Raw genomic sequence first — 25163 nt, 5'->3', positions numbered from 1 at the left:
AGCCGACAGATCCCGTTGAAGACCCGAAGTCAGTCAGTCGGTGGGTCAGACCTCGGCGGGAGGTGCTCACCTACATCATCTCTGTCAGCCGGTGCAGCCGGAGCCCGCCGCGCGCGCCGACCGCCAGGCCGAAGCGGCTCAGCGAGCCGACGCCCCGGCGCAGGGCGAGCGCGTCGTCCTCGGCCGCCGTCAAGCCGTCCAGCGGGCCCTTCCCGGCCGCGGCCGGGTGCGCGCCGACCAGCCATTCGACGGGAATCGTGTCCGGCGCGAGGAAGGAGCAGATCCGGGCCAGCGCCAGGCCGACCGGTTCGTGCCTGGCCAGCCGTTCGATGGTCAGGCCCACGGCCGCGGCCAGTGAGTGCGGGTACTCGCCCGCCGCGCCCTCGCTCAGCACCTCCTTCGGCCGTGAGCGCAGCAGCCCCAGGTAGTCGGCCGGGGCGGTCGCGGTCTCGGCGAGAAAGGTACCGGCCTGCACCAGCGCGAGCGGGAGGTCGCCGAGCTCGGCGGCCAGCGCCGCCGCCTCGGAACCCCGCAGGTCCGGGCCGTGGCTGCGGATCAGCTGGACCGACTCGGCACGTTCCATCACGTTCACCGGGACGGTGACGGCCAGGTGCTCCCAGCCGCCCACCCGGGAGGTGATCACCACGTGGCCGGGGCCTCCTGGCAGCCACCGGCGGACCAGCCCGGGGTCCTCGGCGTTGTCGATCAGCAGCAGCCAGCCGGAGTGCTGGCGCAGGTGCGCCTTGAGCAGGGCGACGGCGCTGCCGGAGTCGACGTCGGGGATCGCCAGCCGTAACTGGACCGACAGCTCCGCCAGTTGCTTGCCGATCAGCATCGGGTCCTCGGCGTCGATCCACCACACGACGGAGTAGTCGGCGGCGAACTGGTGGGCGTACTCGATCGCGATCTGCGTCTTGCCCACGCCGCCCCATCCGCGCAGCACCTGGACCTTGGCCAGGCCGCCGGTGCGGAAGCGGCGGCCCAGTTCGGCGATGACCTCTTCCCTGCCGGTGAACTCGGGGTTGCGCGGCTCGACGTTCCAGACGGTGGGCAGCATGCCGGTCGCGGGCGGAGCACCGGTGGCGTAGCGGGCGAGCGCGGCCTCGACCGTGGCGGTGAGCGGATCGGCGTCGCCGAGCGTCTCCCTGCAGTCGGCCAGCAGTTCCCCCAGCAGCGACGGGGCGGAGGGGGCGCCGCGCTGGGCAAGGATCATCGCCCGCTCGTGGCGCAGGCTCAGGCACGCGGGCGACTTGTCGCGGGCGGCGCCCCGGCACAGTTCCACGACGCCGCTGGAGATCTGCTCGGCCAGTTCGTGTTGTCCGGACTCGGCGAGGACGGACACCGCCTGATGCAAGATCGGGACAATCTCCTCCAGCCGCGCGCCGTGCTCGGACAACCGGCGCCGTTCCCGGACCAGGTCCTCGCCCAGGCGGTCGGCCAGCTCTCTGGCCTCCCTCAGCGGCAGCTCTCCGTCGGCCGCGCGGGCGCCGTCCGTGACGGCGCCGGCGTTGTACTCGGCGGCCAGCCGATTCCACACCTCGAGCCAGGTCATCTGCTCGGTGGGCGGCACTTCACAGACGTTGAGAAAGGTAATCAGAAAGGCCTTCGTTGGGAACTTACGCCCGTTGAGCACTTCCCCCAGCGTGGTGCGGGGCAGCGAGCCACCGGCGGAGACCGCGCGTTTCTCCAGATCGCGATAGGCCGGCATATCCGCGCGAGCCCGCAGTATCCGCATAAGTCGCGCCAAGTCTTCCTTTGTCGCGACCTTTGTCACCGCAGAGACAAGGTCAACCGACTCTTCTCCCATAACGCCTCATTGAGCTGTCCGCGATTGTCCAAGCTTGTCCGCAACAGTACGCGAATTGTCCGTCCCTTAGCACCCACTCCGCATTTATGTGACCGCTATCGCGGGGAAAAGCCTGACCTATTCTCCGCGGCCGCGTCCCCGCGTGTCCTGTCCCATCCGCGCGTGGCGCGGATCCAGCACGATCTTGTCCACCGCTCTGGCGGGACAGGCGCGCGCGAGCGTTCATGGACGCAGGTAAGGAGGTTCCGGGATGGATCTGAAGCACGTGTTCGACGCCCTGGGCAGCAGCTCGGGATATCTGGTGGCCGGGGTGGCCGCCATCGTTCTGGTCGTCCTCGTCGGCGCGTACCGGCAGGGCAGGTCGATCGAGTTCTGGCCGCCGCGGGTGGGACCGCGCGAGGAGGCGCTCGCCCCGGCGGCGGCGAACGACGACGAGGCCGTCCAGCTCTTCGACACCACGCAGGCGCGCGACTTCTACCAGGCGATCGCCCCCAACTACGACCAGCGCAACTCCGCCAACCTGCTGGAGACCCATCGGGCGGTCATCAGGCTGCTGGTCAGCCTCCGCGACGCCAAGCCCAGCCTCCGCGTCCTCGACCTGGGCGGCGGTTCCGGCAAGAACGTCGCGACGCACTTCTTCCTCGACACCTCGATGCGCTGGACCTACGTGGACTTCTGTCCGGGCATGGCCGAGCAGTTCCAGCGCCATCTGGCGGGTCAACCGCTCTACGAGCGCACGAAGATCCTCGTCGAGGACATCAACCGGGTCCGCGACCGCATCGCGCCCCGGTCGCAGGATGTGATCCTGCTCAACCTCGTCCTGTCCTCGATGCCGGAGATGCCAGACTTCGGGCGTCTGGCCGGCCTGCTCGCGCCGGGCGGAACGCTGATCGTCTGCGACATCGACCCCGGCTACACCGAGGCCCACCCGCTCTACCAGGCCACGTCCACCAGCGGCGCCAAGGTCGGGCTCCGTACCCGGGCCGTGCCGCCGCTCGCCGTCGGCGCCCGCGCGGACGAGGCCGGACTCCAGCTCAGCGCCATGCGGCAGGTCTACGCCGACCGGCTCTACTCCTTCGTCGCCGTGTTCGTCAACGCCGCGCGCGTACGCGGCGGCAACACCGAGCACCCCGCCGTCGAGGCGCCCGCCGCGTGAGAAGCGGGTGCTATGACGGGGTGGGGGTGGGATCCGGCTCGGGTTCACCGGGATCCGGGCCGGTCTGTCCCTCGACGCCGACGGTGATGACGATCGTCCTGCCGGGCTGGGCGCACCGGCCCGCCGGCACGTTCTGCGCGAGCACCGTGTCCACCTCGCCGGGCTCGGTCACGATCTGTACCCGCTGTTCCACGGCGAACCCCGCCGCCTTCAGCGCCGTGACCGCGCTCTCCCTGCCCTTGCCGATCACCGCCGGAACCTCGGCCCCGTGCTGCGTGACGACCAGCGCCACCGCGCTCCCGCCCGCCACCCGGGTACCCGCGGCGGGCGCCGAGGACAGCACCCGCCCGCCCGGCTGCGCCGAGCAGGCCCGGCTCACCACACCGGTCTCCAGCCCGGCCCGCCCGAGCGCGAGCTCCGCCGCCTTCCTGCCCAGCCCCTTCAGCTCCGGTACGGCCAGCCCCGCCGACACGTCCAGATCGACCTCCGCCCCCTTGGCCAGCAGCGCCCCGGCGGCGGGACGGCTGGCCAGCACGCGGCCGATCCGCAGCTTGGAGTCCACCTCGTTGAACGTCCCCGCGCTGAGCCCGGCCCGCCTGAGCGCCTTCACCGCCGCGGAACGATCCAGCCCCACCAGGCTCGGCACCCCCACCCCCGCCGGCTCCACCCTCGGCGGTGGCGGAGCCGGTTCGGTGGCGCCCCCGCGTACCTTCGACTCCTGCCGCTCACGCGAGGGCGAGGGCTCGGCGAGCTGCGGCAGGAGCAGCGCGGGCGCGGAGCCGCTGGGCTGCGCGGCCGCCTGGGGCGCCGGGCCGTCGCCGGAGCGGAAGGCCGGAACCAGCAGCGTCACCAGCACCGCGGCGCTCACCAGCAGCGCGCAGGAGACCGCGAGGCCCGCGCGGTTGGCGGCGCTGGCCCGCTGACCGGCGCGTACGTCCTGCGTGCCCTGGCTCACCGCTGCCGGGCCGCTCGCGGCGGCGGCGACCGGCGCGGCGGGCAGGTGGTAGACGTCCGGGGCGGCCCCTGTCGTCTCGGGCTCGGCCATCGGGGCCGCCCCCGAGCGCAGCAGGTGCGGCGGAGGTGAGCGCAGCACCTCCGCCGACACCCCGTCGGAGTCGCCCAGCAGCGCGTACAGCAGGTCGCGGCTCGACGGCCGGTTGCGCGCGTCCTTGTCGAGGCAGGCCGCCACCAGGTCGCGCAGGTACCCGTCCAGCCGCCCGAGCTCCGGCGGCGCGGTGAGGATGCGGTGCAGCACCGGCGCCACGGAGTCCTGCCCGAACGGCGCGCTGGCGTTGGCCGCGAAGCACATGGTCGCGCCCCACGAGAACACGTCGGCCGCGCCGGTGACCAGCGCGGCGGTGATCTGCTCCGGCGCCATGTAGGCGGGCGTGCCCACCCCGCGCCCGCTCTGCGTGGCCGCGGCGTCCAGCACCCGCGCCAGCCCGAAGTCGATCACCCGGGGCCCGTCCGGGCCGAGCAGCACGTTCTGCGGCTTGAAGTCGCGGTGCACGATCCCGGCACGGTGGATGGCCGCCAGCGCGGTCGCGGTCCCGACCGCGAGCCGCTCCAGCGCGCCTCCGCTCCTGGGCCCGGTGAGCGCGACCTCCCGATAGAGCGAAGGGCCGTCGACGAACTCACTCACGATGTACGGCCGGCCGTCGTCGAACCCGGCGTCCGCCACCTGGGCGGTGCAGAATCGCGCGACGTGCTTGGCCAGCTCCACCTCGCGTAAGAACGCCGCCTGCTCGTCCCCCACCGGCCCGTGGAGCAGTTTGATCGCGTATCGTTCCTCGCCCCTCATCCCGAGGAACACCACGCCCTGGCCACCTTCGCCCAGCCGGCCGGACAGTGTGTAGTCGCCCAGTTGCCGCGGGTCCCCCGATTTGAGCGGCTGCGTGTCAGGCACAAGGGCCTCCCCTCGCCGCCACCCGGTACTCATTCCACTGAAAGCAACCAATGCCGGGCAGTCAACGCGGGCCGCCCAATCGGCACACGACCGTGACACATCCGGTCAGGACGGGCGGCTCACCTTGCCCGAGTAGGTGACATCGGTGTCACCTCGGCGGGTCACTCTGATCACCGCCTGGTCGGCGTCGCCGCCGCTGGGGAACATCCGGAGGGTGCCGGGGTAGCACTCCGCGCCGCGTACGTGGTCGAGGGTGTAGACCATCGCGCTGGAGGTCCTGGCCAGGCGGCCGGAGCAGCGCAGGTCGGCGCCCCACCGCATGGCGGAGTCGCCCTCGCCCACCAGCTTGATCTCCACCGGGAACACGCGGCCGGCGCTGGGGTGATCGGCCGACCCGGTCCAGGTCCCCGCCAGCCCGGGGCTCTGCGCGCCACGCAGCCACAACCCGAACCCCGCGGCCCCGGCCAGCACCCCCAGGACGGCCACGGCGATCCGCCACTTCGCCACCCGCCGCCGGCCACGCCCCGGGCGGCCCGCCCCGGGGCCGGGCTGGGGCGCATCCTCTGGTCCGGGTGCCGTCGGGGTGGAGTCCTCCGGCCCGATGGGGAGGGTGTCGCCCTCGCCCGAGGCCGGGACGTTCCCCGCCGGCATGCCGGCTCTCGGGTCGGTGGTGTCGACGGCGGCCCTGGCCCCCGAGGTCAGGACGTCCCGGCCGTCCCGGCCTTCGTAGCCTTCGTAGCCTTCGTGGCCTTCGTGGCCGAGCAGCAGGCTCAGGACCTCCTCCGCCCGGGGCCGCTCGCCGGGCGATCGGGCCAGGCACGCCTCCACGATCTCGCGCAGCCGGCCGGTCAGCGTGCCCAGGTCGGGCCGGCCGTACAGGATGCGGGCGAGGATCTCCTGGTAGGTGTCGGCGCGGTAGGCGTGGCGGCCGTTGGCGGTGTAGGCGAGGGTGAGGGCCCAGGCGTACATGTCGGCGGGCGGGCCGGCGGACTCGCCCTCGATGCGCTCGGGCGCCAGGTACGCGGGGGTGCCGACGGGCATCTGGTTGGTGGTGGCGGCGCTGTCCATGAGGCGGGAGACGCCGAAGTCGATGACTCTCGGCCCGTCCAGGCTGAGCAGGACGTTGCCCGGCTTGAAGTCGCGGTGCACGACCCCGGCGCGGTGGATGGCGCTCAGCGCGGTGGCGGTGCCGATGGCCAGGCGGTCGAGCGAGCCGCCGGTCCTCGGCCCCTTGGCCACGACGTGGTCGCGCAGGGAGACGCCGTCCACGTACTCGCTGACGATATACGGGCGGTCGTCCTCAAGGGAGGCGTCGAGCACCTGCGCCGTGCAGAACGGCGCCACCCGGCGCACCGCCTCCACCTCGCCGAGAAAGCGCCGGCGCACCTCGGGGTCGGCGGCCACGCTGGCGTGCAGCAGCTTGATCGCGACCTGCGCGCCCGCCGGGGTCCGGCCGAGGAAGACGACGCCCTGCCCGCCCTGGCCGAGGCGGCCCGCCAGCAGGTAGGAGCCCAGCCGGCGCGGATCGCCCGCCCGAAGCTCCGCCAATCGCGACATAGCGCGTAATTATGACAGGAAGCGTTCCGCGTAGGAGTCGAGCACCGGCAGCACCCGGCCGGCCGGCCCGCTCGGCAGCGTGGCCACGACCTCCTCGATGCCCAGCCCGGCGAAGTAGTCGAGCTTCTCCCGGGTGGGCAGGGTCCCGATCGGGATGACCTCGGCCATGGGGCGCTCGGCCTTCTCGCAGGCCTCGCGCAGCGCGGGCAGGGCCGCCTTGATGCCCTTGCCGCCGATCGGCATCCACCCCTCGGCGTACTCGGCGACGTGCGCGAACATCTTGGGCCCCGCCGCGCCGCCCACGTACACGGGCGGCGCGGAGACGGGCTTGGGCCACGACCACGACGCCTCGACCCCCTCGAAGGAGGCCACCTCCTCGCTCCACAGCGCGCGCATCGCCAGCACGTTGCGCCGCGCGACCTCCCGCCTCTCCCGGTACGGCACACCGTGGTTCTCGATCTCCTCGACGTTCCACCCGAACCCGATGCCGAGCATCACCCGCCCGCCGGACAGGTGGTCGAGCGTGGCCACGGCTTTGGCGGTGACGATCGGCTCGCGCTGTGCGGCCAGCAGGATGGCGGTGCCGAGCCGGATCCGCGTGGTCACCGCGGCCGCGGCCCCGAGGGCGACGAGCGGGTCCACGGTGCGCTTGTACTCCTCCGGCAGCACGGCCTGCCCGCCGGCCGGCGGCGTACGACGGGAGACGGGGATGTGCGTGTGCTCGGGCAGGAGCAGCGAGGAGAAGCCGCGCTCCTCGGCGGCCCGCGCCAGCTCCGGCACCGGCATCGCCAGATCGGTGGAGAACATCGTGACGCCCAGCCGCATTGCCGACCTCCCATGTCAACCAAGCGATTGCTCGGCTAAGATTCTTAGAGTAGCTTGCCGGTCAGAGAAACGCCCCGCGGAAAGAGGACTCCCGGTGAAGTTTTCCATCTTCCTGAACCCGCAGATTCCAGGCTCCGGATATGCCGCCGAGGAGAACGCCAAAGCCAAGCGGCCCATCGGACGGGACACCGAGTCATACCAGCGACTGCTGCACGAGGTGCGGGAGATCGCCGTCCAGGCCGACCAGATCGGCTTCGACGCGCTCATGATGACCGAGCACCACTTCCACTCGGAGGGGATGGAGTTCTCGGTCAACCCGCTGATGTTCCTCACCGACCTCGCGGCCCGCACGGAACGCATCCTGCTGGCCCCGCTCGGCATGGTGCTGCCCGCCTGGGACCCGATCAGGGCCGCCGAGGACGTGGCGCTGCTCGACCAGTTCTCCAAGGGACGGCTGCGCCTGGGCGTCGCCCGCGGCTACCAGAACCGCTGGATGAACGTCCTGGGCCAGCGCTGGCACGCCGCCGCGGCCCGCTCGGACGGCTCGGCGTCGGACACGCGCAACTTCGACGTGTTCGGCGAGGTCCTGAAGATCATGAAGATGGCCTGGACCCAGGAGACGCTGCGCTACAAGTCCGACGTGCTGGACTACGAGGTGCCCTTCCCCTTCGACGGCATCGAGGGCTGGCCGGCGCAGGAGTGGACGAAGACGTTCGGCGCGCCCGGGGAACTCGACGAGGACGGGAAGGTCCAGGCCGTCTCCGTCTGCCCGCGGCCGTACCAGAACCCCCACCCGGAGCTGTGGCAGCCGTTCACGATCTCCGACCGCTCGGTCATCCGCGCCGCGCAGGAGAACATCCTGCCCTGGATGTTCACCCCCAACCCCGACGACCACGCCGCCAAGGCCAAGCTCTACCAGGAGGAGTCGGCCCGGCAGGGCCGCGACTACAAGCTGGGCGAGCACACCGGCATCCTCAAGATCGTCGGCATCGCGGACACGACCGAGGAGGCCATCAACACCTTCGGCCGCAGCATCCCCAAGGACTTCGCCGCCTTCTTCGGCCCCTTCGGCTACCTGGAGGTGCTGCGCAAGAAGGAGGACGAGAAGCACAAGCCCATCTCCCCGGAGAAGGGCGACGCCAAGCGCATGAACGACGTCGAGATGGCCTTGTTCGGCACCCCCGACGACGTCAAGCGCGGCATCCAGCGCATGCTCGACCGAATGCCCGACCTGGAGTGGTTCGGCCTGTACATGCAGGGCCAGCAGGGCGTGCTGCCGCTCGACACGGTCAAGCGCAACCTGGAGATGTTCGCCACCAAGGTCATCCCGGAGTTCCAGTGAGGTTCTGGCTGGGGGCCTCGTTCGTCCCCACCGACCAGTTCGTGGAGCTGGCGCGGGCCGCCGAGCGCTGCGGGTTCGACACGCTGACGCTCTCCGACCACATCTTCTACGCCGACTTCGCCTCGCCGTACCCCTATTCCAAGAGCGGCAGGCCGCGCTGGAACGCCGGCACCCACTGGCCGGACACGTGGGTCACGATCGGCGCGATGGCGGCGGCGACCAGCACGCTGCGCTTCTCCCCCAACGTCTACATCGCGCCGGCCCGCGACCTGTTCACCGTGGCCAAGCAGGTCTCGACGGCGGCGGTTCTGTCGGGCGAGCGCGTGACGTTCGGGGTCGGGGTGGGCTGGTGCAAGGAGGAGTTCCAGGCGACCGGCCAGGACTTCCACACCCGGGGGCGGCGCCTGGACGAGATGATCCCGGCCCTGCGGGAGCTGTGGACGGGCTCCGCGGTCAAGCTGGACGGCCTGCCCGAGCTGTCCATCTGCCCGACGCCGTCCGGGGACGTCCCGATCTACGTCGGCGGGGACAGCGAGGCCGCGCTCACCCGCGCCTCCCGGCTCGGCGACGGGTGGATCGGCAACCGGATCTACACCGAGGAACAGCTCGACCCCGTCCTGGCCAAGCTGCCGAAGGATCGCCCGTTCGAGGTCGTCGCGCCGCTGGCGGTGATGCCGGACGCCGCCGTCTACCGGCGCTTCGCCGCGAAGGGCGTCACCGCCACCATGGCCGCCCCGTGGTGGCTGGCCACGCCCGAGGAGAAGGCCGAGCACGGCGAAGGCACCCTGGAACTCAAGATCGCCACCATGGAGCGCTTCGCCGAGGAGGTCATCGCGAAGTTCTAGCCTTGATCGACGACAGGATGGCCCAGCGCACCAGCCCGCTGCCCAGCCGGATCACCGCCCAGTAGCGCAGGAAGGCCCGGCGGGCGTCCGGGCTGGTGGCCGCCACCCTGGTCTCGGTCACCAGCCTGATCCGCCCCGGCCCGGCCTCTTCCAGCACGAAGCTGAAGGTGCCCTTGGCGTATCCGGGGCGGTCGAAGGCGGTGAACTGCTCGGCGGTGCCGACCGCGTCGACCCCTTTCGACCGGCCGAGCCGCCACCATTGGCCGACGGTGCCGAGCACGACCTCGCGGCCCGGCTCCTCCGCCAGCGGCGTGAAGGTGGGCATGTCCCGCTGCTCGTGCCCGTTCAGCAGCCTGGAGATCAGGTTCCGGAGCGCGAACAGCGGTTTCACCAGGCGGATGTCGGAGGGGTCGGGCCGCCTGATGGCCTCCCACACCCGCTCGCGGGGCGCGGCGATCACGATCGCGTGCCGTTCGGACGCGTCGGGGACCGGGATGAACCCCTCAGCCAGCGTCGGCATGTGCGACCTCGCGCTCAAGGTTGTCGAGAAGCCCTTCGAGCGCCTTGTCGTGATGCCGCCGGATGATCAGCGGCCACATCAGCGCGAACACCCCCGACAGCCGCCCCTTGAGGTGATGGCGCACCAGTGTGCCGCCCTCGACGGGGAACAGCTCGAAGCCGTGCCCGCCGCTGATCGTCTTGCCGAGGTCGAACCAGAGCTTACGGCCGGGCTCCACGACCGCGACCCGGTAGCGGGCACGGTCGTGCCGGACCGGCGCGCCCTCGAAGAGCCCCTCGGGCAGCTCGAAGGTCCCACTGCTCGCCGGGTAGATCCGCCCGACGTCCGCGAGCTTCGCCCACACCTCCTCGACCGAGCCGGCGATGACCCGTTCATGCACGTTGTAGACCATGTCACGACCTCCATACGGCTGCGTATGGTCCGACTATACGCCACCGTATGGCAGGCTTGGCGGGTGGGTAAGTTGAACGCCGACGACTGGGCGCGGGCCGCGCTCGCGGCCCTGTCCGAAGGCGGCCTCGCCGCCGTCGCCGTGGAACCTGTGGCGGTACGGCTGGGCGTCTCCAAAGGCAGCTTCTACTGGCACTTCGCCAACCGGCGGGCCCTGGTCGAGGCGGCCCTCGCCTTCTGGGAACGCGGCACCGAACAGATCATCCAGGGCCTGGAGAAGATCCCCGATCCCCGCCAACGACTCCGGACCCTGCTGGAGCTCGCGTTCGCCGACGCGGCGGAGGCGGCGGTGTCGTTCCGCCTGATCAGCGAGGCCGACGACCCGGCCGTGGCCGAAGTGGCCAGACGGGTGAACGAGCGCCGCCTGGCGTTCATGACGGCGACGGTCGCCCAGACGGGAATCGGCGAGGAGGCCGCGGAGCGCCGCGTACTGGCCGGATACGCGAGCTACCTGGGGGTGGCGGCGCTGCGGCGGCTGGGCATCATGCACGAGGACACGGCCGCCCTGGTCGACCTGGCACTGGCGGAACTCCTGGGCGAGTGAAGGGGTCCGCCCACACGTGCCGGGGGCGGAGTTGTTACGGCGAGAAGCCCGTGAGCCCTCACGACCATCGCTCGACGGGCGCGCGCCGGGGGCGGCGGTGCGGGTGGGCGGGCGCGAGCCGTAACGGAGGGAAAGGGCGGTAACCTCGATCACGTGGAAACGGTCGTGGCGACGAGGTATGTGACGCCGCTCAGGGAGGGCGGGTCACTGCCCGGGGTCGTGGAGGCCGACGATCTCGGCACATACGCCGTCAAGTTCCGCGAAGCCGGTCAGGGCAGGCGGGTGCTGGTGGCCGAGATCATCTGTGCCGAGCTGGCCAGGCGGCTCGGGCTGCGTACCCCCGAGCTGAAGCTCATCGACCTGGACCCGCAGTTCGGCGACCGCGAGCCCGACGAGGAGGTCCAGGAGCTGCTGCGCAAGAGCGCCGGACTCAACCTGGCCGTCGACTTCCTGCCCGGTGCGCTCGGCTTCGAGCCGCTGGCCTGGCCGCCGGACCCCGGGTTCGCCTCGCGCGTGGTCTGGTTCGACGGCCTGATCCACAACATCGACCGCAGCTGGCGCAACCCCAACCTCCTGGTCTGGCACAACACCGTCTGGCTGATCGACCACGGCGCCGCGCTCTGGTTCCACCACAACTGGCGCACCGCCGACCCGCAGCGGCGCTTCGACGCGGGCGACCACGTCCTGGCCGCCTACGCCACCCAGCTCGACGCCGCCGCCGCCGACCTGTCGGCCCGCATCACCCCCGCCCTCCTGCGCGAGGTCACCGCCCTCGTCCCCGACGAGTGGCTGGACGGCGAGCCCGGCTTCGACTCGGCCGCCGACGTCCGCCGGGCCTACGTCGACCACCTCCTCCAGCGCGCCCACGGCCCCGGCACGTGGCTGATCCGCGGCGAGGAACCCCGGACGAAGCCCGGCCCGGCCTCGGTCGGCGAGTTCTGGCGAGGAAGCGAACGATGAGCAGGGACGCCTACGAGTACGCCCTCATCCGCGTGATCCCGCGCGTGGAGCGCGGCGAGCAGATCAACGTCGGCGTACTCCTGTACTGCCAGCCCCGCTCCTACCTCTGCGCCCGGATAGACCTCGACGAATCCCGCCTGCACGCCCTGGACCCGTCCGCCGACATCCCCGCGCTCCGCCAGGCACTGGCCGCCTACCAGCTCACCTGCGACGCCTCCTCCGGCCCCCTGTCCAGCCAGCCCCTGGGCGCCCGCTTCCGCTGGCTGACCGCCCCCAGAAGCACCATCGTCCAGACGGGCCCCGTCCACGCCGGCCTCACCGACGACCCGGACACCGAACTCGACCGCCTCCTCACCACCCTCGTCCACATCCCCCGCTCACTTCAGCAGTGAGCGGGCCAGCCGGAACGCTTCGCCGAACCGCCTACGATCGGCCCATTCCTGTCCTGCCATGTAGGTGGGCCAGTCGGTGAAGCCGGTCAGCCGTGCCGCCGGAATGTGGTAATGCCGATCCAGGCAGTAAAGCCCCTCACGACTGACCACCCATTGTGTATTGGGTATTTCCAGGACGGTTCCCAGGTCGTGCTCGCTTTCTCCGGTCCTCGCCTCGACGGCGGTGTGCAGAAGCTCTACGAACCGCAGGAGCAGGTCGGACGGGTCGTAGGCCTGGTCACCCGGATAAAGATGGTCCGTTCTCAATATCTCGGCCAGTCGTTCGGCGAAATCCTCGGCACTTTCGCCCGCCGGCCACGAGAGATGATTTCTTGCCCGGCCACCGGCTTCTTCCACAATGGCTTCGAGTGTGTTCTGGTCCTGTGCCCGCATGCGTAGGCGCAGCCGTAACGTGGTGCCCGCGACACGGACCCGCGGCCCTTCCCTCGCGACCGCGCCGACCGCTACCGCGTCCTGGAGCAGCTCGCGCAGCAGAGCCTGCGTGGGGTTGCGCTCCGCGTCCTGGTAGAGGTCGGCACGCTGGCGACGGTGCTCGATCAGCCGCTCCCTCGTCACCGCGCTCAGTGCGTCAAGACGCGCGGTGGCATCGCGAATGTGCTCTTCGGTCTTGCGCAGCCGTTTCTCCAGCATGAGACCCAGAAGCGCCAACGGAACCAGCAACACGAGCGAAACTCCGAGCTCCAGAAGAAGCCCTGGCACGTATGCCGCGCCGTCCATGATCCAGCCAGTACCGACGAAAGCAACGCCACACAGGGTCACCCAGGTGAGGACCTGTACGCTTCTGTCGCGGACGGTCTTCATAACTCGTTCTTGCCGGGTCGGAATTTCCTTTTCGGCCAACCCGAACTCCTTTTCCACGGGAACGTCCAGGGACATGGTAAAAGGATCTATGGCCCCTTCGCCCACGGTCGTGGGACCGCCCATCGGATATGGGCTTGACTTGTTCAAGGACCGCACCGAGCAACTCGACCGGCTGTGCGAGGCACTGGCGCGACCTGGTATCCGAATGGTGAGCATCCTCGGCCGCCGGGGCATCGGAAAGAGCGCCCTTGGCGCGAAGGTGGTCGATACCCTGTCGGCGCAGGCCGCGACCTTCCACGGGTTCGTCAACCTCAGCAGCAGGGTCGACGGCGCGATCACCGTCGAACGCATCTTCTTCGCTTGCTGCCGGCTTGTCCCGGCCGGCGAACGGGAGGCGCTTCAGTCGCTCTGGGGGCGGCAGCAGTCGGCATACGACAAGCTGATCGATTTGTTCGAGGTCCTCGGACACGAGCGCGGCGTCCTGGTCGTGCTCGACAACTTTGAGGACCACCTGCGCAGCGACGGGCAACTGCGCGACGACGACCTGGTGCCTTTTTTCGAGACCGTGTTCCGCGTGCCCAACGCGCCCCGGGTGCTGCTCACCTCCCAGATTCCGCTGGCCCTCGATCCCGCGCTGCTGCGCTTCGAGTCCCGCGTCCACCTTCGGGAGGGGCTTCCGGTCTCCGACAGCGCCGACCTGCTGCTCGAACTCGACCACGACGGCGCGGCCGGCCTGTCCGCGGCCTCACGCGCCGACCTCGAAGCCGCAGCGCAGCGCCTGCATGGCGTCCCCCGGGCGCTGGAACTGGCGATCGGCGCGATCGTCAACGACCACCTGACGCTGCCCACGCTTGAGGACGTCATCAGCGACTACTCCGCGCGGGGCAACATCGTCGAGCAGCTCGCCCAGCACAACCTCAACGAGCTGAGCGAGGAGGAGCGCCTGACCCTCGACGTGCTCGCGGTCTTCCGCAGCCCGGCACCACCCGAAGCCGTGCAGTGGGTGATGCGGCCCCTCTCCCCCGGCCTGGACCCTTCGCGGGCGCTGGCCAGGCTGGCCGACATCTACATGGTCACGCGCCACCCTCGATCGCGGACCTTCGCCCTCCACCCGCTGGACGCCGACATCGCCTACGCCGCGCTGGACGACCAGAACCCCTGGGGCCGCCGCGTACTGGAGCGCCGCGTGGCCGGCTGGTACGCCACTCAACGTGCCCCCCAGCCCTGGACCTCCGCCGACGATCTGGTCCAGCACCGTCTGGAGTTCGAGCACCGCGTCCGTGCGGAGGACTATGACGCCGCGGCGTTCCTGCTGGACGAGATCGGCGAGTTCCTGCTCTGGCAGGGCTCGGTGCGCGAAGTCCTCGGCATGCACGAGGCCATCGACGGGCGGCTCGACAACGAGGAGGCGCTGCTCGCCCATCTGGTCGGCAAGGGACTCGCCCATCATGTCGGCGGCCCCACCGACGACAGCATCGCCATCCTGGAGACCGCGATCCGGCTGGCCGAGCTCTCTCCCGGCCGCAAACTGCAGCTCACCCGCGCGCTGTTCGCCCTCGGCGACCTCTTCCGGCAGTCACGGCGGCTGCGCGACGCCACCACGCTCCTGGAGCGTGCCGTCGCCGTCGCCCACGAGATCGGCGAACGCTTCCACGAGGACCATGCCCTGCTCTGCCTGAGCCTGACGTACTCCTACCTGGAGCGGATCGAGCCCGCGTTGGAGGTCGCCGACCGTCTCACCGCCCTGGCCACCGAGACCGGAGATCCCATGACACGGGCGCGTGCGCATGATGCCCGCAGCGCCGCCTACATCGTGGCCTGCAGGTGGGCCGCCGCCGCCGAAAGCGCGGCTGCCGGCATCGCCGATTACCAGACCGCCCGCGTGCCGGAGGCTCTCGGCTACGCGCGCAACGTCCTGGGCATCGCGCAACTGGGCCTCGGCCAGGTCGAGGCGGCTCTGTCGTCACTCCGCCAGGCCAACGACGAGGGCAAGCAGGTGGAGATCCCCCGCATCCTCGGGATGACCCAGTACAACCTGGCGTGGGCCCACTGGACGCTGGACCGAATCGATGAGGCCCGCATTGCCGCGAAGCTCTCGGTCGCCGCGTTCCCGACCGGCGAAGGCGGAGATGGGAAGGCGGCACGGGCCCTGCTCCTGGCCGTCGAAGCCCGCGCGGCGGGACAGCCCAACGCCGCGAGCGGCTTCCTGCGCGAGGCGGCCGAGCACGCCCGCGGCAACACCGACCTCATCCCGTCGGCGTGGCTTGAGGCAGAGGCCGCGCGGTTGTCGCAGGAGGAGCACCAGGATGACTGACCGGTTCCTTCGCGCTGCCCTCTCCGCATACGAGCGGGGCGACTACCACCGCGTCGCAGAATACTGCCAGGAGGGCCTGGCCGCCGGAACGCAGGACGACGAACTCACAGTACGGCTCAGCCACCTCCAGCTCACCGCCACCGAGCTATGGTGGGCAACCAGCCCTTCCGACGCCATCCGCACTCAGGTCGAGGCGGCGGTCGAGGCGGCGGGCCGTACCGGCGATCCCGCGCTCCAAGCCATGGCCGGCGTCAGCGCCGGCGCCTACCGCCTGGCCGCCGAGGGGCTGCACGCGGGGGTCTCCTGCTTCCGCGAGGCGGTCGGTCATGCGGAGCGGTCCGGCCGTCCTCTTGCCCGTGTGGAGGCGCTGTCCTCGCTGGGACATCATCTGGTGGGGCTCGACATGGCGGACGGCATCGCCACGCTCGAGAAGGCTCGCAGGATCGCAGAGCAGTGCGCGGAGGCCGAGATCCCGCCTGCGGACCGGCCACTGTTCCGCGTGCAGACCGCACGGCTGCACGGCCACATCGGCGTCGCCGCCTTCGACGACGGCCGGTTCGACGAGGCGGAGCAGGGCCTGCGCCGCTCCATCAGAGGTCTGAACGCGACACACGCCCGGGACCAGTTCGCGATGATCTCCAACTATCTGGGGCAGTTGCTCACCGCGACCGGCCGGTTCGAGGAGGCCGAGCAGGTGCTCCAGGAGGCGCTGAGTGTCCTGCGCGAGGATGCCGATCTCAGCGTGCACCAGGGGTACAACCAGGGATTGCTCGGCAAGCTCTATCTGGAGTGGGGCAGGCCGGACGAGGCTCGGCCGATGATCGACACCGGGTACGAGCGGGTCCTGCGCGCCGGGCACGCCTCCATCACACCCATCCTGCGCACCTACCTGGCCGAGTCGCTGATGGCACCCGGGCACCGCGACCTTGAACGGGCCCGTCGTCTGTGTGCCGAGACCGTTCGGGAGTGCCGCCGGACCGGGTTCCGGCGCAGCCAGGTCGGAGCACTCTCGCTGCAGGCGCTTGTAGAACTGCAGCGCGGCGAGATCGACGCGGCGCTCGGCTCCAGCACGCTCGCGGTGACGCTTCTGGAGGAGGCCGGAACCCTGCCCGCGCTGCGGACCGAGGAGGTGTACTACGTGCACTACCAGGTCCTCCAGGCGTGCGGCAAGGACGAGGCGGGCCACTGGCTGGAGCGCGCGCGGGCCACGGTGTCGGCGAAGGCCGCCAGTCTGTCGTCGCCGGACAGCTTTCTGACCCGGGTACCGATCAACCGCGCGATCGGGTCAGGGTGATCCGGCAAGGGCGCGGACGGCCGTGGTGAGGGTTTTCAGGGGGGCGTGGGTCCAGGGGCCTGCGGTGATGACGACGGCGTGGTCGATGCCCCATGCGGCCGCCTGTTCGCAGCGGCGGGTGAAGGAGGTTGCGGATTCGCCCGGGTTCAGGCGGGTGGAGAGGGGCTTTTTCGATCTCTTCGTAGGGGCGGGCGATCTTCTCGCACTCCCTGGCCAGGACGGACAGCTTCCTGCGTACGGTGTGACCGTCGACGGGGATGTCGAAGCGTTGCACGCGTCGGCGTAACGGGCCACGAGGGGCAGGGTGCGGCGTTCCCCGGTGCCGCCGATCAGGACTCTCGGGCGGGTCTCGGGGCGTGGGTGGCTTGTGGGCCGGGCCAGGTGGTAGTGGGTGCCTTCGTACGGGGACTCGTCGCCGGACCACATGTGCCGGGCGATGCGCAGCGTCTCCTCCAGGCGGTCGAAGAGCTCGGCGACCGGCGGCAGCGGGACGCCCATCGCGTGCGCCTCCTCCTCGTAGTACACGGCGCCTATGCCCAGCCACGCCCGGCCGCCGGAGAGCGCGTGGACCGTGGTGACCGCCTTGACCAGCAGCGCCGACTCGCGGAAGGTGACGGCGGTGACCATGGTGCCCAGGCGTACGCGGCCGGTGTGGACCGCCAGGTAGCCGAGGGTGGACGAGTAGTTGGTCAGCCCGATGCTGACGCTTATGGCTAGCCGCCCATCTGCCGCAGCGGCCCGAGGTGGACGCTCGCGACCCTCCATCCGGCCTCCTGCCGGACGGCCGACAGCGTGAGCCGGAAGCGGCCGGAGTTGTCGCGCCCGCCGAACGTGGTCTCCTGCGCGTCCACGCCGACGACCACCGCGGCGGAACCGTGCTCGTGCACCTGCGGCTCCTCCACCACGAAGGCGCTGTTGACCAGGCCGTTGTCGAACCGGACCAGCCACTGCTCACGCGTGAGTACGAACCCCAGCGGGCCCACTCCGACGAAGCCGTCGGCCAGGAGCCCGTCGAGGGCGGTGGCGTCGTTGGCCTGCTCGGCGGCGGCCCAGCGGTGCACCAGATCGAGAACGTCCGCGGACATGATGGTCCTCCTCGCTCGAATCGTGTACTTACTCTCAATCTAGAGTTACTATCGACTTATAGCAATTCTAAGTTTGGAGCGAGGGTGGGGCTGCGGGAGCGCAAGAAGGAGCTGACGCGTCAGCAGATCATGGAGACGGCCTGGCGGCTGTTCTCCGAGCGCGGCTTCGACCGGGTGACGGTCACGGAGATCGCGCGGGAGGCGCAGGTGGGTCCGGCCACGATCTTCAACTACTTCCCGGCCAAGGAGGACCTGTTCTACTCGGGCCTGGACGAGTTCGGGGCTCGTCTGGTCGCCGCCGTTTCCGGGCGGGCGGCGGGCGAGCCCGTGATCGCGGCCGTGCGGCGGTTCCTGCTGGAGTCCGGGGGCCTGCTGGAGGCCATCGCCGAGGGCGACGAGGAGGCGCTCTCCCGCGCCCGCGCCGTCCACCGGGTCATCTCCGAGAGCACCGCCTTGCAGGCCAGGGAGGCCCAGGCCTTCACCCGGCTCACCGCCGACCTGGGCCGCGCGATCGCCGCGGACACCGGCGACGAGACCACCGCCCGGGTGGCGGCGGGCGCGCTGGTCGGGGTGCACCGGGCGATGGTGGATCTGGCCCGCGTCCGCGTCCTGTCCGACGACCGCGTGCGCGATCTCGCGGGCGACGTGCGCCGGTACGGCGAGCGCGCCTTCACCCTCCTGGCCGGCGGCCTCCAGGACTACGCGCCTAGATCTCCGCGTGCGGACCGCCCTTGAGCTCATGGAAGCCGGGCGTCGCGGCCATGACCAGCGTGGCGTCCCACAGGTCTCCGGCGGCCGTACCGCGAGGGATCTGGGAGATCACCGGGCCGAACCAGGCCGGGCCGTTCTCGACGGCGATGATGGGGGTGCCCACGTGCGGGCCGACCTTCGCCACACCCTCCGCGGTCGAGGCGCGCAGGTGGTCGTCGTGGCCGGTGGTCTGCGCGGCCGTGGCCAGCTCGGGCGGGAGCCCGGCGGCCTCCAGGGCCACCGTCCAGTCCCAGCCGTCGAGCTTCTGCATCTCCTCGTAGAAGCGGCCGAGCGCGGCCGAGCCGTGGGCGAGTTCCACGGCGGCGCAGACCCGGGCCGGGAACCACAGGTAGCCCTCGGTGTCCCCTTCCGGGTCCACCTCCAGGTGCTCGTTCAGGGCGGCCAGGCTGAGCAGCCGCCACCGGATGTCGAGCGGGCGCACGTCGGCGGCCTCGACGAGCCACCGGGACACGATCCACGTATACGGACAGGTCGGGTCAAACCAAAAGGACACCAACATAGTTAGAAAAGTACCGACATGAAGGTGTCCACTTCGTGGAACCCGACCTTCCGGTACACCGCCCGCGCCGAGCGGTTGAAGTCGTTGACGTACAGCGTCACCACCGGCGCGAAGCAGGCCAGCGCCGCCTCCACCACGGCGGCCATCCCGGCCACCGCGTGCCCCTGCCCCCTGAGCTGCGGGTCCACCCACACACCCTGGATCTGGCAGGCCTGCGGCGTCACCGCCCCGACCTCCGCCTTGAAGACGACCCGGCCGTCGTCGATCCGGGCGTAGGAGCGCCCGATCCTGATCAGCTCGGCCACCCGGGTCCGGTAGAGCGCGCCCCCGTCACCGGCGTTGGGCGAGACCCCCACCTCCTCGGTGAACATCGCCACGCAGGCCGGCAGCAGCCGCTCGAACTGTTCCGGCCGCACCCGCCGTACCAGCGGATCGGCCGGAACCGGAGGCTTCTGCGCGGTCGCCATCACCGGCTGCGCCCAGCGGATCGCCCGCGCCCGCCCCCAGTGCGGCTCCAGGCGCTCCCACAGCAGCGACACCGCGCCCTGCGGGCCCACGATGGACGAGCACCGCCGGCCCTGCTTGCGGGCACGGTCCGCGAAGGCGTGCACGGCTTCGGGGCCGGCGTTGACGGGCACCAGGTTGGCACCGGCATAACAGAGCGAGACGAGACCGCCGCGCGGCCCGAAGCCCCACATCTGACCACCCAGCCGTGCCGGATTGAGTCCGACGGTCCGCACCCGGGAGGCGACGAAGACGTTGGCGACCGGATCGGTGTCCAGGAGGTCGAGCACCTCATCGCGATCGCTGTCATCGAGCACGCGCGACGCCGATGTACGCAGCATCACACGGTCAGACTACGCGAACGCCCCCCGATTGGCTCATCTCGCAATGACGTCGGTGAGCCTTTCGTGACCCTGGGGCAAACCGGACGACATGCGAGCCGCCGGGCGCGGCGCGGGCAGACTCGGGCAAGTAGCGCCGAACTTGGGCACGGTGGTGTCGGCGAGATAGGCGGCCAGGGCCTTGTCCACGCAGCGGTTGCCGGCCAGCGAGATGCCGTGGTTGCCGCCGGACTCGGTGAGCATGCGGGCGGTGGGGAAGAGCTTGCGCATGTTCAACGCCCCCACGTACGGCGTGGCCGCGTCCCCCTTCGACTGCAGCATGAGCACCGGCGGCAGTTCCTTGGCCCCCTGGATCCTGGGCGGCTTCCCGCCGGGCACGGACCAGTAGGCGCACGGCGCGTTGTACCAGGCGTTGGGCCAGGTCAGGAACGGCGCCTTGCGGTGCAGCTGGCTCATGTCGGACTGCCACACCTTCCAGTCGCGCGGCCAGGCGGCGTCGCGGCACTGCACGCCCAGGTAGACGGCGTAGCCGTTCTCGTCCTCGGCGTCCTTCTCGCCGAAACGCTTGAACGCCGCGACCAGGTCCTTCGTCTCGCCCTTGCGGACATAGCCCGCCCACGCCTGCGCCAGCGAGGTCCAGATGGTGTTGGTGTATCCGCCGACGGTGAAGATGTCGTCGAGCTCGCTCGGGCCGACCACTCCCCCGGCGGGACGCTCACGCAGGCGCGAGCGCATCTCGTACCAGGCGAAGCTCGTCTGCTTGGCGGTACGGCCCAGCTTGTACACCTTGTTGTTCTTGGCCGTCCAGGCGAGGAAGTCGCGGTGCCTGCGCTCGAAGCCGCGATCCTGGGCCAGGTTGGCCTTGTACCAGACGCCGTCCGGGTCGACGCTGCTGTCGAGCACCAGGCGCTTGACCCGCTCGGGGAAAAGCGTGGCGTAGGCGGCTCCGAGGTAGGTGCCGTAGGAGTAGCCGAGGTAACTGATCTCCTGCTCGTCGAGCGCGGCGCGGATCGTGTCCATGTCGCGGGCGACGTTCTCGGTGGTCATGTGGGGCAGCATCCAGGCCCACAGGTTGCCGCAGCGCTCGGCGTACTCGCGGGCGCGGGCCTGCAGCACGTTCTGGTCCCGGCCGGTACGCGGCACCGCGTCGGGCCGCGGCGGCGCGTAGAACTTGGCCGGGTCGACGCAGCGCAGCGCGGGCTCGCTCGACCCGACGCCGCGCGGGTCGAAGCCGATCACGTCGAAGCGCTCGGCGAGCTTGCCCGGCAACGCGGCGGCGACGTACTCGGCCAGCTCCCGACCGGAGGCGCCGGGCCCGCCCGGGTTGACCAGGAGCGTGCCGAGGTGGTGGTGGTCACGTGAGACGCTGCCCTTGACCCGGTTGAGGGCGATCTTGATGGCCTGCCCCATGGGCTCGCGGTAGTCGAGCGGCACCCGCAGCGTGGCGCACTCGACGCCCGGCCCCGGCGGCTCCTCGTCGACCAGCCCGGTGCCACCGAGCACGTTCCCGGTGACCGACCCCTGCTTCTTGTCCGCGCACTTCTCCCAGACGATGTCCGCGCGTCCGGAGGACGCCTCGGAGGGCGCGGCCACCGCGCCGCCCATCCCCACGGCCCCCATGGCCAGCACCGCCAGTCCGGCGACAATCCCGACAACCCGCTTCACCCGGCTGTTCCCCCGCTCTAGTCGTACGGCACTGCGATGGTGCCGCCCGCGGCGGATCCACTACATTCGGTATGGAGAAACTCTTACCATGGTGTAATCGCTTGATTGCCTTCTGTAATCGACCCAGAATCACGACATGGTCATCGGTTCCAGGACACCCCGCAGGGAAGACGCGCGACTTCTGACGGGCACGGGCCGGTTCGTGGGCGCGGTGCGCCTGCCCGGCATGGTCCACGCGTTCGTGGTCAGAAGTCCGATCGCGCACGGCCGCCTGCTCGGCTGCGCGGCGGACGCGGTGCGCGGCCTCGACGGCGTGCTGGACGTGATCACCGCCCGCGAGGCACCGGGCGCCGCGCTCCCCTGCGTCACCGTCGCCCCCGGCCAGGCCCAGACCAGCTACCCGGTGCTCGACGACACGCTCCGCTACGTCGGCCAGCCGGTGGCCCTGGTCGTGGCCCGCACTCCGGAACTCGCCCGCGACGCCGCCGACCTCATCGACCTGGACCTCGCCGAACTGCCGCCGGTCGTGGACCTCGGCGAGGGCGAGGTGGTCACGGACTTCACGCTGGGCGACGCCGACGCGCTGGAGGTAGCGGCGGCCCACGTCGTGGAGATGTCCTTCCGGTACGGCAGGGCCGCGCCGTTCGCCATGGAGCCCCGCGGCGTCGTGGCCCACCACGCCGACGGCGACCTCACGCTGTGGACCGCCACCCAGGCCCCGCACCACGTCCGCGACCACGCGGCGCACGCGCTCGGCCTCACGCTCGACCGCATCCGGGTGGTCGCCGGCGACACCGGCGGCGGCTTCGGCTCCAAGGAGCACCTGTACCCGGACGAGGCGCTGGTGTGCCTGGCGGCGATGCGGCTGGGCCGTCCCGTGGCCTGGGCGGAGACACCGGGCGACCGGCTGGTGGCGTCGCTGCCCGCGCGGGCGGCGACGCATCGGGCCCGGCTGGCCCTGGACGCGGACGGGCGGTTCGTGGCGATCCACGCGGACGTGCTCGGCGACCTGGGCGCGCATCCCTCCAACGTGGGCACCTCGCCGTTCGCGGTGACCGCTTCGATGCTGCCGGGGCCGTACCGGTTCGAGCGCGCGGGGGCGCGGCTGCGGTGCGTGCTCACCAACACCGTGCCGACCGGCTCCTACCGCGGCTTCGGCATGCCGGAGGCGGCGATGACCAGAGAACGGCTGATCGACGAGGCGGCCAGGCGGCTCGGCCTGGATCCCGTCGAGCTGCGGCTGCGCAACCTGATCGGCCCGGACGAACTGCCCTACACCAGCCGGATGGGCCAGGCCTACGACTCGGGCGACTATCCGGGCGCGCTGCGCGCCCTGTGCGAGCTGGTCCGGGCGCCCGCCAAGGACGACGGGCGGCTGCGCGGCGTCGGGTACTCCTGCCAGGTCGAGGGCACCGGCCTCGGCCCGTCGGAGGTGATGCGGCGGATGGGCATGCGGGCGGGCGGGTTCGAGACCGCGGTGGTGCGCATGGAGGCGGACGCCTCGGTGGTCGTGTCCGCGGGCGTGGCCGGGATGGGGCAGGGCATCGAGACGACGCTGGCGCAGATCGCCGCCGAGCGCGTCGGGGTGCCGCTGGCGGGCGTGCGGGTGGTGCTGGGGGACACGGCGGCCACGCCGTACTCGGGGGTCGGCTCGATCGCGAGCCGGTCGCTGGTCGTCGGCGGCGGCGCGCTGCGGCAGGCGGCCGACCGGCTCAAGGAGCGGGTCCTCGCGCTGGCCGCGCACCGGCTGGAGGCGGCGCCGGAGGACCTGGAGCTGGTCGACGCGACGGTGCGGGTGAAGGGCGACCCCCATGCGGCGCTGACGCTGCGGGAGATCGCCACGCACGCCTGGCGCGGCTGGGATCTGCCCGAGGGCTTCTCACCCGGCCTGGAGGAGCGGGTGTCCTACGACCCGCCGGACTCCACCTACGCCTACGGCGCGCACGCGGCGGCGGTGGCCGTCGATCCGGAGACCGGGAAGGTCGAGGTGGAGGGCTACTGGGCGGTGGCCGACTCCGGCGTGGTCGTCAACCCGGCCATCGTCGAGGGGCAGCTGGTCGGCGGCATAGCGCAGAGCATCGGGATGGCGCTGACCGAGGAGGTCGTCTACACGGCGGACGGGCAGCCGGGCGCCATGTATCTGACGCCGACGGTGCGCGACGTGCCGGACATCACGGTGGTGCTGCGCAGTTCCCCGTCGCCGATCACGCCGGGCGGCATGAAGGGCGCCGGGGAGTCGGGCACGATCGGGCCGCCCGCGGCGATCGCCAACGCGGTCGCCGCGGCGCTGCCCGAGGTCGCCGAGCGGGTGACGCGCACCCCGATGACGCCCGAGGTGGTGTGGGGCTGGCTCAGCGCGCCACGGTGACCTGCGGGCCGGGCGCGTCCTCGTCGTCGAGGTCGATCTCGACGCCCATCTCGTCGGCGATGCGCATGGCCTCCTCGATGAGGGTCTCCACGATCTGCGACTCGGGGACGGTCTTGATGACCTCGCCCTTGACGAAGATCTGGCCCTTGCCATTGCCGGAGGCGACGCCGAGATCGGCCTCGCGGGCCTCGCCGGGGCCGTTGACGACGCAGCCCATGACGGCCACGCGCAGCGGCACCTTCATGCCCTCAAGCCCGGCCTGGACCTGCTCGGCCAGCGTGTAGACGTCGACCTGGGCGCGGCCGCAGGACGGGCAGGAGACGATCTCCAGGCCGCGCTCGCGCAGCCCGAGCGACTCCAGGATCTGGGCGCCGACCTTGACCTCCTCGACCGGAGGAGCCGACAGCGAGACGCGGATGGTGTCGCCGATGCCCTCGGCCAGCAGCGCGCCGAAGGCGACCGCCGACTTGATCGTGCCCTGGAAGGCGGGCCCGGCCTCGGTGACGCCGAGGTGGAGCGGGTAGTCGCACCTCTGGGCGAGCAGCCGGTAGGCGTTGATCATCACGACCGGGTCGTTGTGCTTGACCGAGATCTTGATGTCGCGGAAGCCGTGCTCCTCGAACAGCGAGCACTCCCACAGCGCGGACTCGACCAGCGCCTCGGGGGTGGCCTTGCCGTACTTCTGCAGGAGGCGGGGGTCGAGCGAACCGGCGTTGACGCCGATGCGGATCGGGGTGCCCGTCTCGGCGGCGGCCTTGGCGATCTCACCGACCTTGTCGTCGAACTTCTTGATGTTGCCCGGGTTGACCCGCACCGCGGCGCAGCCCGCGTCGATGGCGGCGAAGACGTACTTCGGCTGGAAGTGGATGTCGGCGATGACCGGGATCTGCGACTTCTTGGCGATGATGGGCAGGGCCTCGGCGTCGTCCTGGGACGGCACCGCGACGCGGACGATCTGGCAGCCCGAGGCGGTCAGCTCGGCGATCTGCTGCAGGGTCGCGTTGATGTCGGCGGTGACCGTGGTCGTCATCGACTGCACGGATACCGGCGCGTCGCCGCCCACCGGCACGTTGCCGACCATGATCTGGCGGGAGTGCCGGCGTTCGGCGAGCGGCTTCGGGCGGACCGTCGGAATGCCGAGTGCTACAGAAGTCACG

At 71.1% G+C, this 25163-nt stretch carries 23 protein-coding genes; 10 read left to right on the top strand and 13 right to left on the bottom strand.

Annotated features, from left to right (window positions below; genetic code table 11):
- Positions 1-70: 70 nt before the first annotated feature.
- A complete protein-coding gene (fxsT, locus tag ACIBI5_RS51870; RefSeq protein ID WP_397258847.1) occupies positions 71-1570 on the bottom strand; it encodes an FxSxx-COOH system tetratricopeptide repeat protein in 1500 nt (499 codons plus the stop codon).
- A gap of 487 nt (positions 1571-2057) precedes the next feature.
- Here fxsT and ACIBI5_RS51865 point away from each other — a divergent pair, with 487 nt between their 5' ends.
- Positions 2058-2963 carry a class I SAM-dependent methyltransferase gene (locus ACIBI5_RS51865; RefSeq protein WP_397258845.1) on the top strand — a complete coding sequence of 302 codons (906 nt, stop codon included), beginning with the start codon at positions 2058-2060 and terminating at the stop codon, positions 2961-2963.
- Between the two features lie 10 nt (positions 2964-2973).
- Here ACIBI5_RS51865 and ACIBI5_RS51860 read toward each other — a convergent pair whose 3' ends face one another.
- From ACIBI5_RS51860 to ACIBI5_RS51850, 3 genes are all read right to left on the bottom strand, one after another.
- Complete coding sequence (locus tag ACIBI5_RS51860; RefSeq protein WP_397258843.1) at positions 2974-4869, bottom strand: PASTA domain-containing protein; 1896 nt, start codon at positions 4867-4869, stop codon at positions 2974-2976.
- A gap of 105 nt (positions 4870-4974) precedes the next feature.
- Positions 4975-6426: a serine/threonine-protein kinase gene (locus tag ACIBI5_RS51855; protein ID WP_397258842.1), complete on the bottom strand. Its 1452-nt coding sequence runs from the start codon at positions 6424-6426 to the stop codon at positions 4975-4977.
- A 9-nt stretch (positions 6427-6435) separates the two neighbouring features.
- Positions 6436-7251: a TIGR03619 family F420-dependent LLM class oxidoreductase gene (locus ACIBI5_RS51850; RefSeq protein ID WP_397258840.1), complete on the bottom strand. Its 816-nt coding sequence runs from the start codon at positions 7249-7251 to the stop codon at positions 6436-6438.
- A gap of 94 nt (positions 7252-7345) precedes the next feature.
- On the opposite strand from ACIBI5_RS51850, the gene ACIBI5_RS51845 reads away from it, so the two are divergent.
- Both ACIBI5_RS51845 and ACIBI5_RS51840 read left to right on the top strand, forming a co-directional pair.
- A complete protein-coding gene (locus ACIBI5_RS51845) occupies positions 7346-8593 on the top strand; it encodes an LLM class flavin-dependent oxidoreductase (RefSeq protein ID WP_397258838.1) in 1248 nt (415 codons plus the stop codon).
- Positions 8590-9438, top strand: a complete 849-nt coding sequence (locus ACIBI5_RS51840) for a TIGR03619 family F420-dependent LLM class oxidoreductase (protein ID WP_397258836.1) — start codon at positions 8590-8592, stop codon at positions 9436-9438. The genes ACIBI5_RS51845 and ACIBI5_RS51840 overlap by 4 nt, the downstream gene beginning before the upstream one ends.
- Here ACIBI5_RS51840 and ACIBI5_RS51835 read toward each other — a convergent pair.
- Entirely contained in the window at positions 9422-9958 is a 537-nt protein-coding gene (locus ACIBI5_RS51835) for a hypothetical protein (RefSeq protein ID WP_397258834.1), read from the bottom strand. The genes ACIBI5_RS51840 and ACIBI5_RS51835 overlap by 17 nt on opposite strands.
- Positions 9942-10349 carry a hypothetical protein gene (locus tag ACIBI5_RS51830; RefSeq protein WP_397258832.1) on the bottom strand — a complete coding sequence of 136 codons (408 nt, stop codon included), beginning with the start codon at positions 10347-10349 and terminating at the stop codon, positions 9942-9944. Before ACIBI5_RS51830 ends, ACIBI5_RS51835 begins: the two co-directional genes overlap by 17 nt.
- 63 nt (positions 10350-10412) lie before the next feature.
- Between ACIBI5_RS51830 and ACIBI5_RS51825 the strand changes: the two genes are divergently transcribed.
- The 3 genes from ACIBI5_RS51825 (at position 10413) to ACIBI5_RS51815 (ending at position 12304) form a co-directional block, all read left to right on the top strand.
- Positions 10413-10952 (top strand): TetR/AcrR family transcriptional regulator, encoded by a 540-nt coding sequence (locus ACIBI5_RS51825; RefSeq protein WP_397258831.1) that lies wholly within the window; start codon positions 10413-10415, stop codon positions 10950-10952.
- 153 nt (positions 10953-11105) lie between these two features.
- Positions 11106-11912 (top strand): HipA family kinase, encoded by an 807-nt coding sequence (locus ACIBI5_RS51820; protein WP_397258829.1) that lies wholly within the window; start codon positions 11106-11108, stop codon positions 11910-11912.
- Entirely contained in the window at positions 11909-12304 is a 396-nt protein-coding gene (locus ACIBI5_RS51815) for a DUF3037 domain-containing protein (RefSeq protein ID WP_397258827.1), read from the top strand. The genes ACIBI5_RS51820 and ACIBI5_RS51815 overlap by 4 nt, the downstream gene beginning before the upstream one ends.
- Here ACIBI5_RS51815 and ACIBI5_RS51810 read toward each other — a convergent pair.
- Complete coding sequence (locus ACIBI5_RS51810) at positions 12290-13240, bottom strand: hypothetical protein (protein ID WP_397258825.1); 951 nt, start codon at positions 13238-13240, stop codon at positions 12290-12292. The genes ACIBI5_RS51815 and ACIBI5_RS51810 overlap by 15 nt on opposite strands.
- Before the next feature lie 13 nt (positions 13241-13253).
- Here ACIBI5_RS51810 and ACIBI5_RS51805 point away from each other — a divergent pair, with 13 nt between their 5' ends.
- Positions 13254-15479, top strand: a complete 2226-nt coding sequence (locus ACIBI5_RS51805; RefSeq protein WP_397258823.1) for an AAA family ATPase — start codon at positions 13254-13256, stop codon at positions 15477-15479.
- Positions 15472-16773, top strand: a complete 1302-nt coding sequence (locus tag ACIBI5_RS51800; protein ID WP_397258821.1) for a tetratricopeptide repeat protein — start codon at positions 15472-15474, stop codon at positions 16771-16773. Before ACIBI5_RS51805 ends, ACIBI5_RS51800 begins: the two co-directional genes overlap by 8 nt.
- Here ACIBI5_RS51800 and ACIBI5_RS51795 read toward each other — a convergent pair.
- Positions 16765-17538: an LLM class flavin-dependent oxidoreductase gene (locus tag ACIBI5_RS51795; protein WP_397258819.1), complete on the bottom strand. Its 774-nt coding sequence runs from the start codon at positions 17536-17538 to the stop codon at positions 16765-16767. The genes ACIBI5_RS51800 and ACIBI5_RS51795 overlap by 9 nt on opposite strands.
- Complete coding sequence (locus ACIBI5_RS51790; protein ID WP_397258817.1) at positions 17487-17858, bottom strand: nuclear transport factor 2 family protein; 372 nt, start codon at positions 17856-17858, stop codon at positions 17487-17489. Before ACIBI5_RS51790 ends, ACIBI5_RS51795 begins: the two co-directional genes overlap by 52 nt.
- 84 nt (positions 17859-17942) lie before the next feature.
- Between ACIBI5_RS51790 and ACIBI5_RS51785 the strand changes: the two genes are divergently transcribed.
- The gene (locus tag ACIBI5_RS51785; RefSeq protein ID WP_397258815.1) at positions 17943-18593 is read left to right on the top strand and encodes a TetR/AcrR family transcriptional regulator; all 651 of its coding nucleotides are present in this window, start codon (positions 17943-17945) and stop codon (positions 18591-18593) included.
- Here the strand turns inward: ACIBI5_RS51785 and ACIBI5_RS51780 are convergent.
- Genes ACIBI5_RS51780 through ACIBI5_RS51770 form a run of 3 tightly spaced genes read right to left on the bottom strand, consistent with a single transcriptional unit; the run spans position 18565 to position 21638 of the window.
- On the bottom strand, positions 18565-19080 hold the full coding sequence (locus tag ACIBI5_RS51780; protein WP_397258812.1) for a disulfide bond formation protein DsbA: 516 nt from the start codon (positions 19078-19080) through the stop codon (positions 18565-18567). The genes ACIBI5_RS51785 and ACIBI5_RS51780 overlap by 29 nt on opposite strands.
- A gap of 50 nt (positions 19081-19130) precedes the next feature.
- Complete coding sequence (locus tag ACIBI5_RS51775) at positions 19131-19973, bottom strand: GNAT family N-acetyltransferase (protein ID WP_397258851.1); 843 nt, start codon at positions 19971-19973, stop codon at positions 19131-19133.
- Between the two features lie 36 nt (positions 19974-20009).
- On the bottom strand, positions 20010-21638 hold the full coding sequence (locus ACIBI5_RS51770; protein ID WP_397258809.1) for an alpha/beta hydrolase: 1629 nt from the start codon (positions 21636-21638) through the stop codon (positions 20010-20012).
- A gap of 136 nt (positions 21639-21774) precedes the next feature.
- Between ACIBI5_RS51770 and ACIBI5_RS51765 the strand changes: the two genes are divergently transcribed.
- Positions 21775-24006, top strand: a complete 2232-nt coding sequence (locus ACIBI5_RS51765; protein ID WP_397258807.1) for a xanthine dehydrogenase family protein molybdopterin-binding subunit — start codon at positions 21775-21777, stop codon at positions 24004-24006.
- Here ACIBI5_RS51765 and ispG read toward each other — a convergent pair.
- On the bottom strand, positions 23990-25162 hold the full coding sequence (gene ispG, locus ACIBI5_RS51760) for a flavodoxin-dependent (E)-4-hydroxy-3-methylbut-2-enyl-diphosphate synthase (RefSeq protein ID WP_397258805.1): 1173 nt from the start codon (positions 25160-25162) through the stop codon (positions 23990-23992). The genes ACIBI5_RS51765 and ispG overlap by 17 nt on opposite strands.
- Position 25163: the final 1 nt, after the last annotated feature.

The sequence above is a fragment of the Nonomuraea sp. NPDC050540 genome (genome assembly GCF_044457485.1).
In the GTDB taxonomy this organism is placed as follows: Bacteria; Actinomycetota; Actinomycetes; order Streptosporangiales; family Streptosporangiaceae; genus Nonomuraea.
The sequence above is the reverse complement of the archived record's forward strand: the minus strand, read 5'-3'. Positions and strand labels throughout refer to the sequence as shown.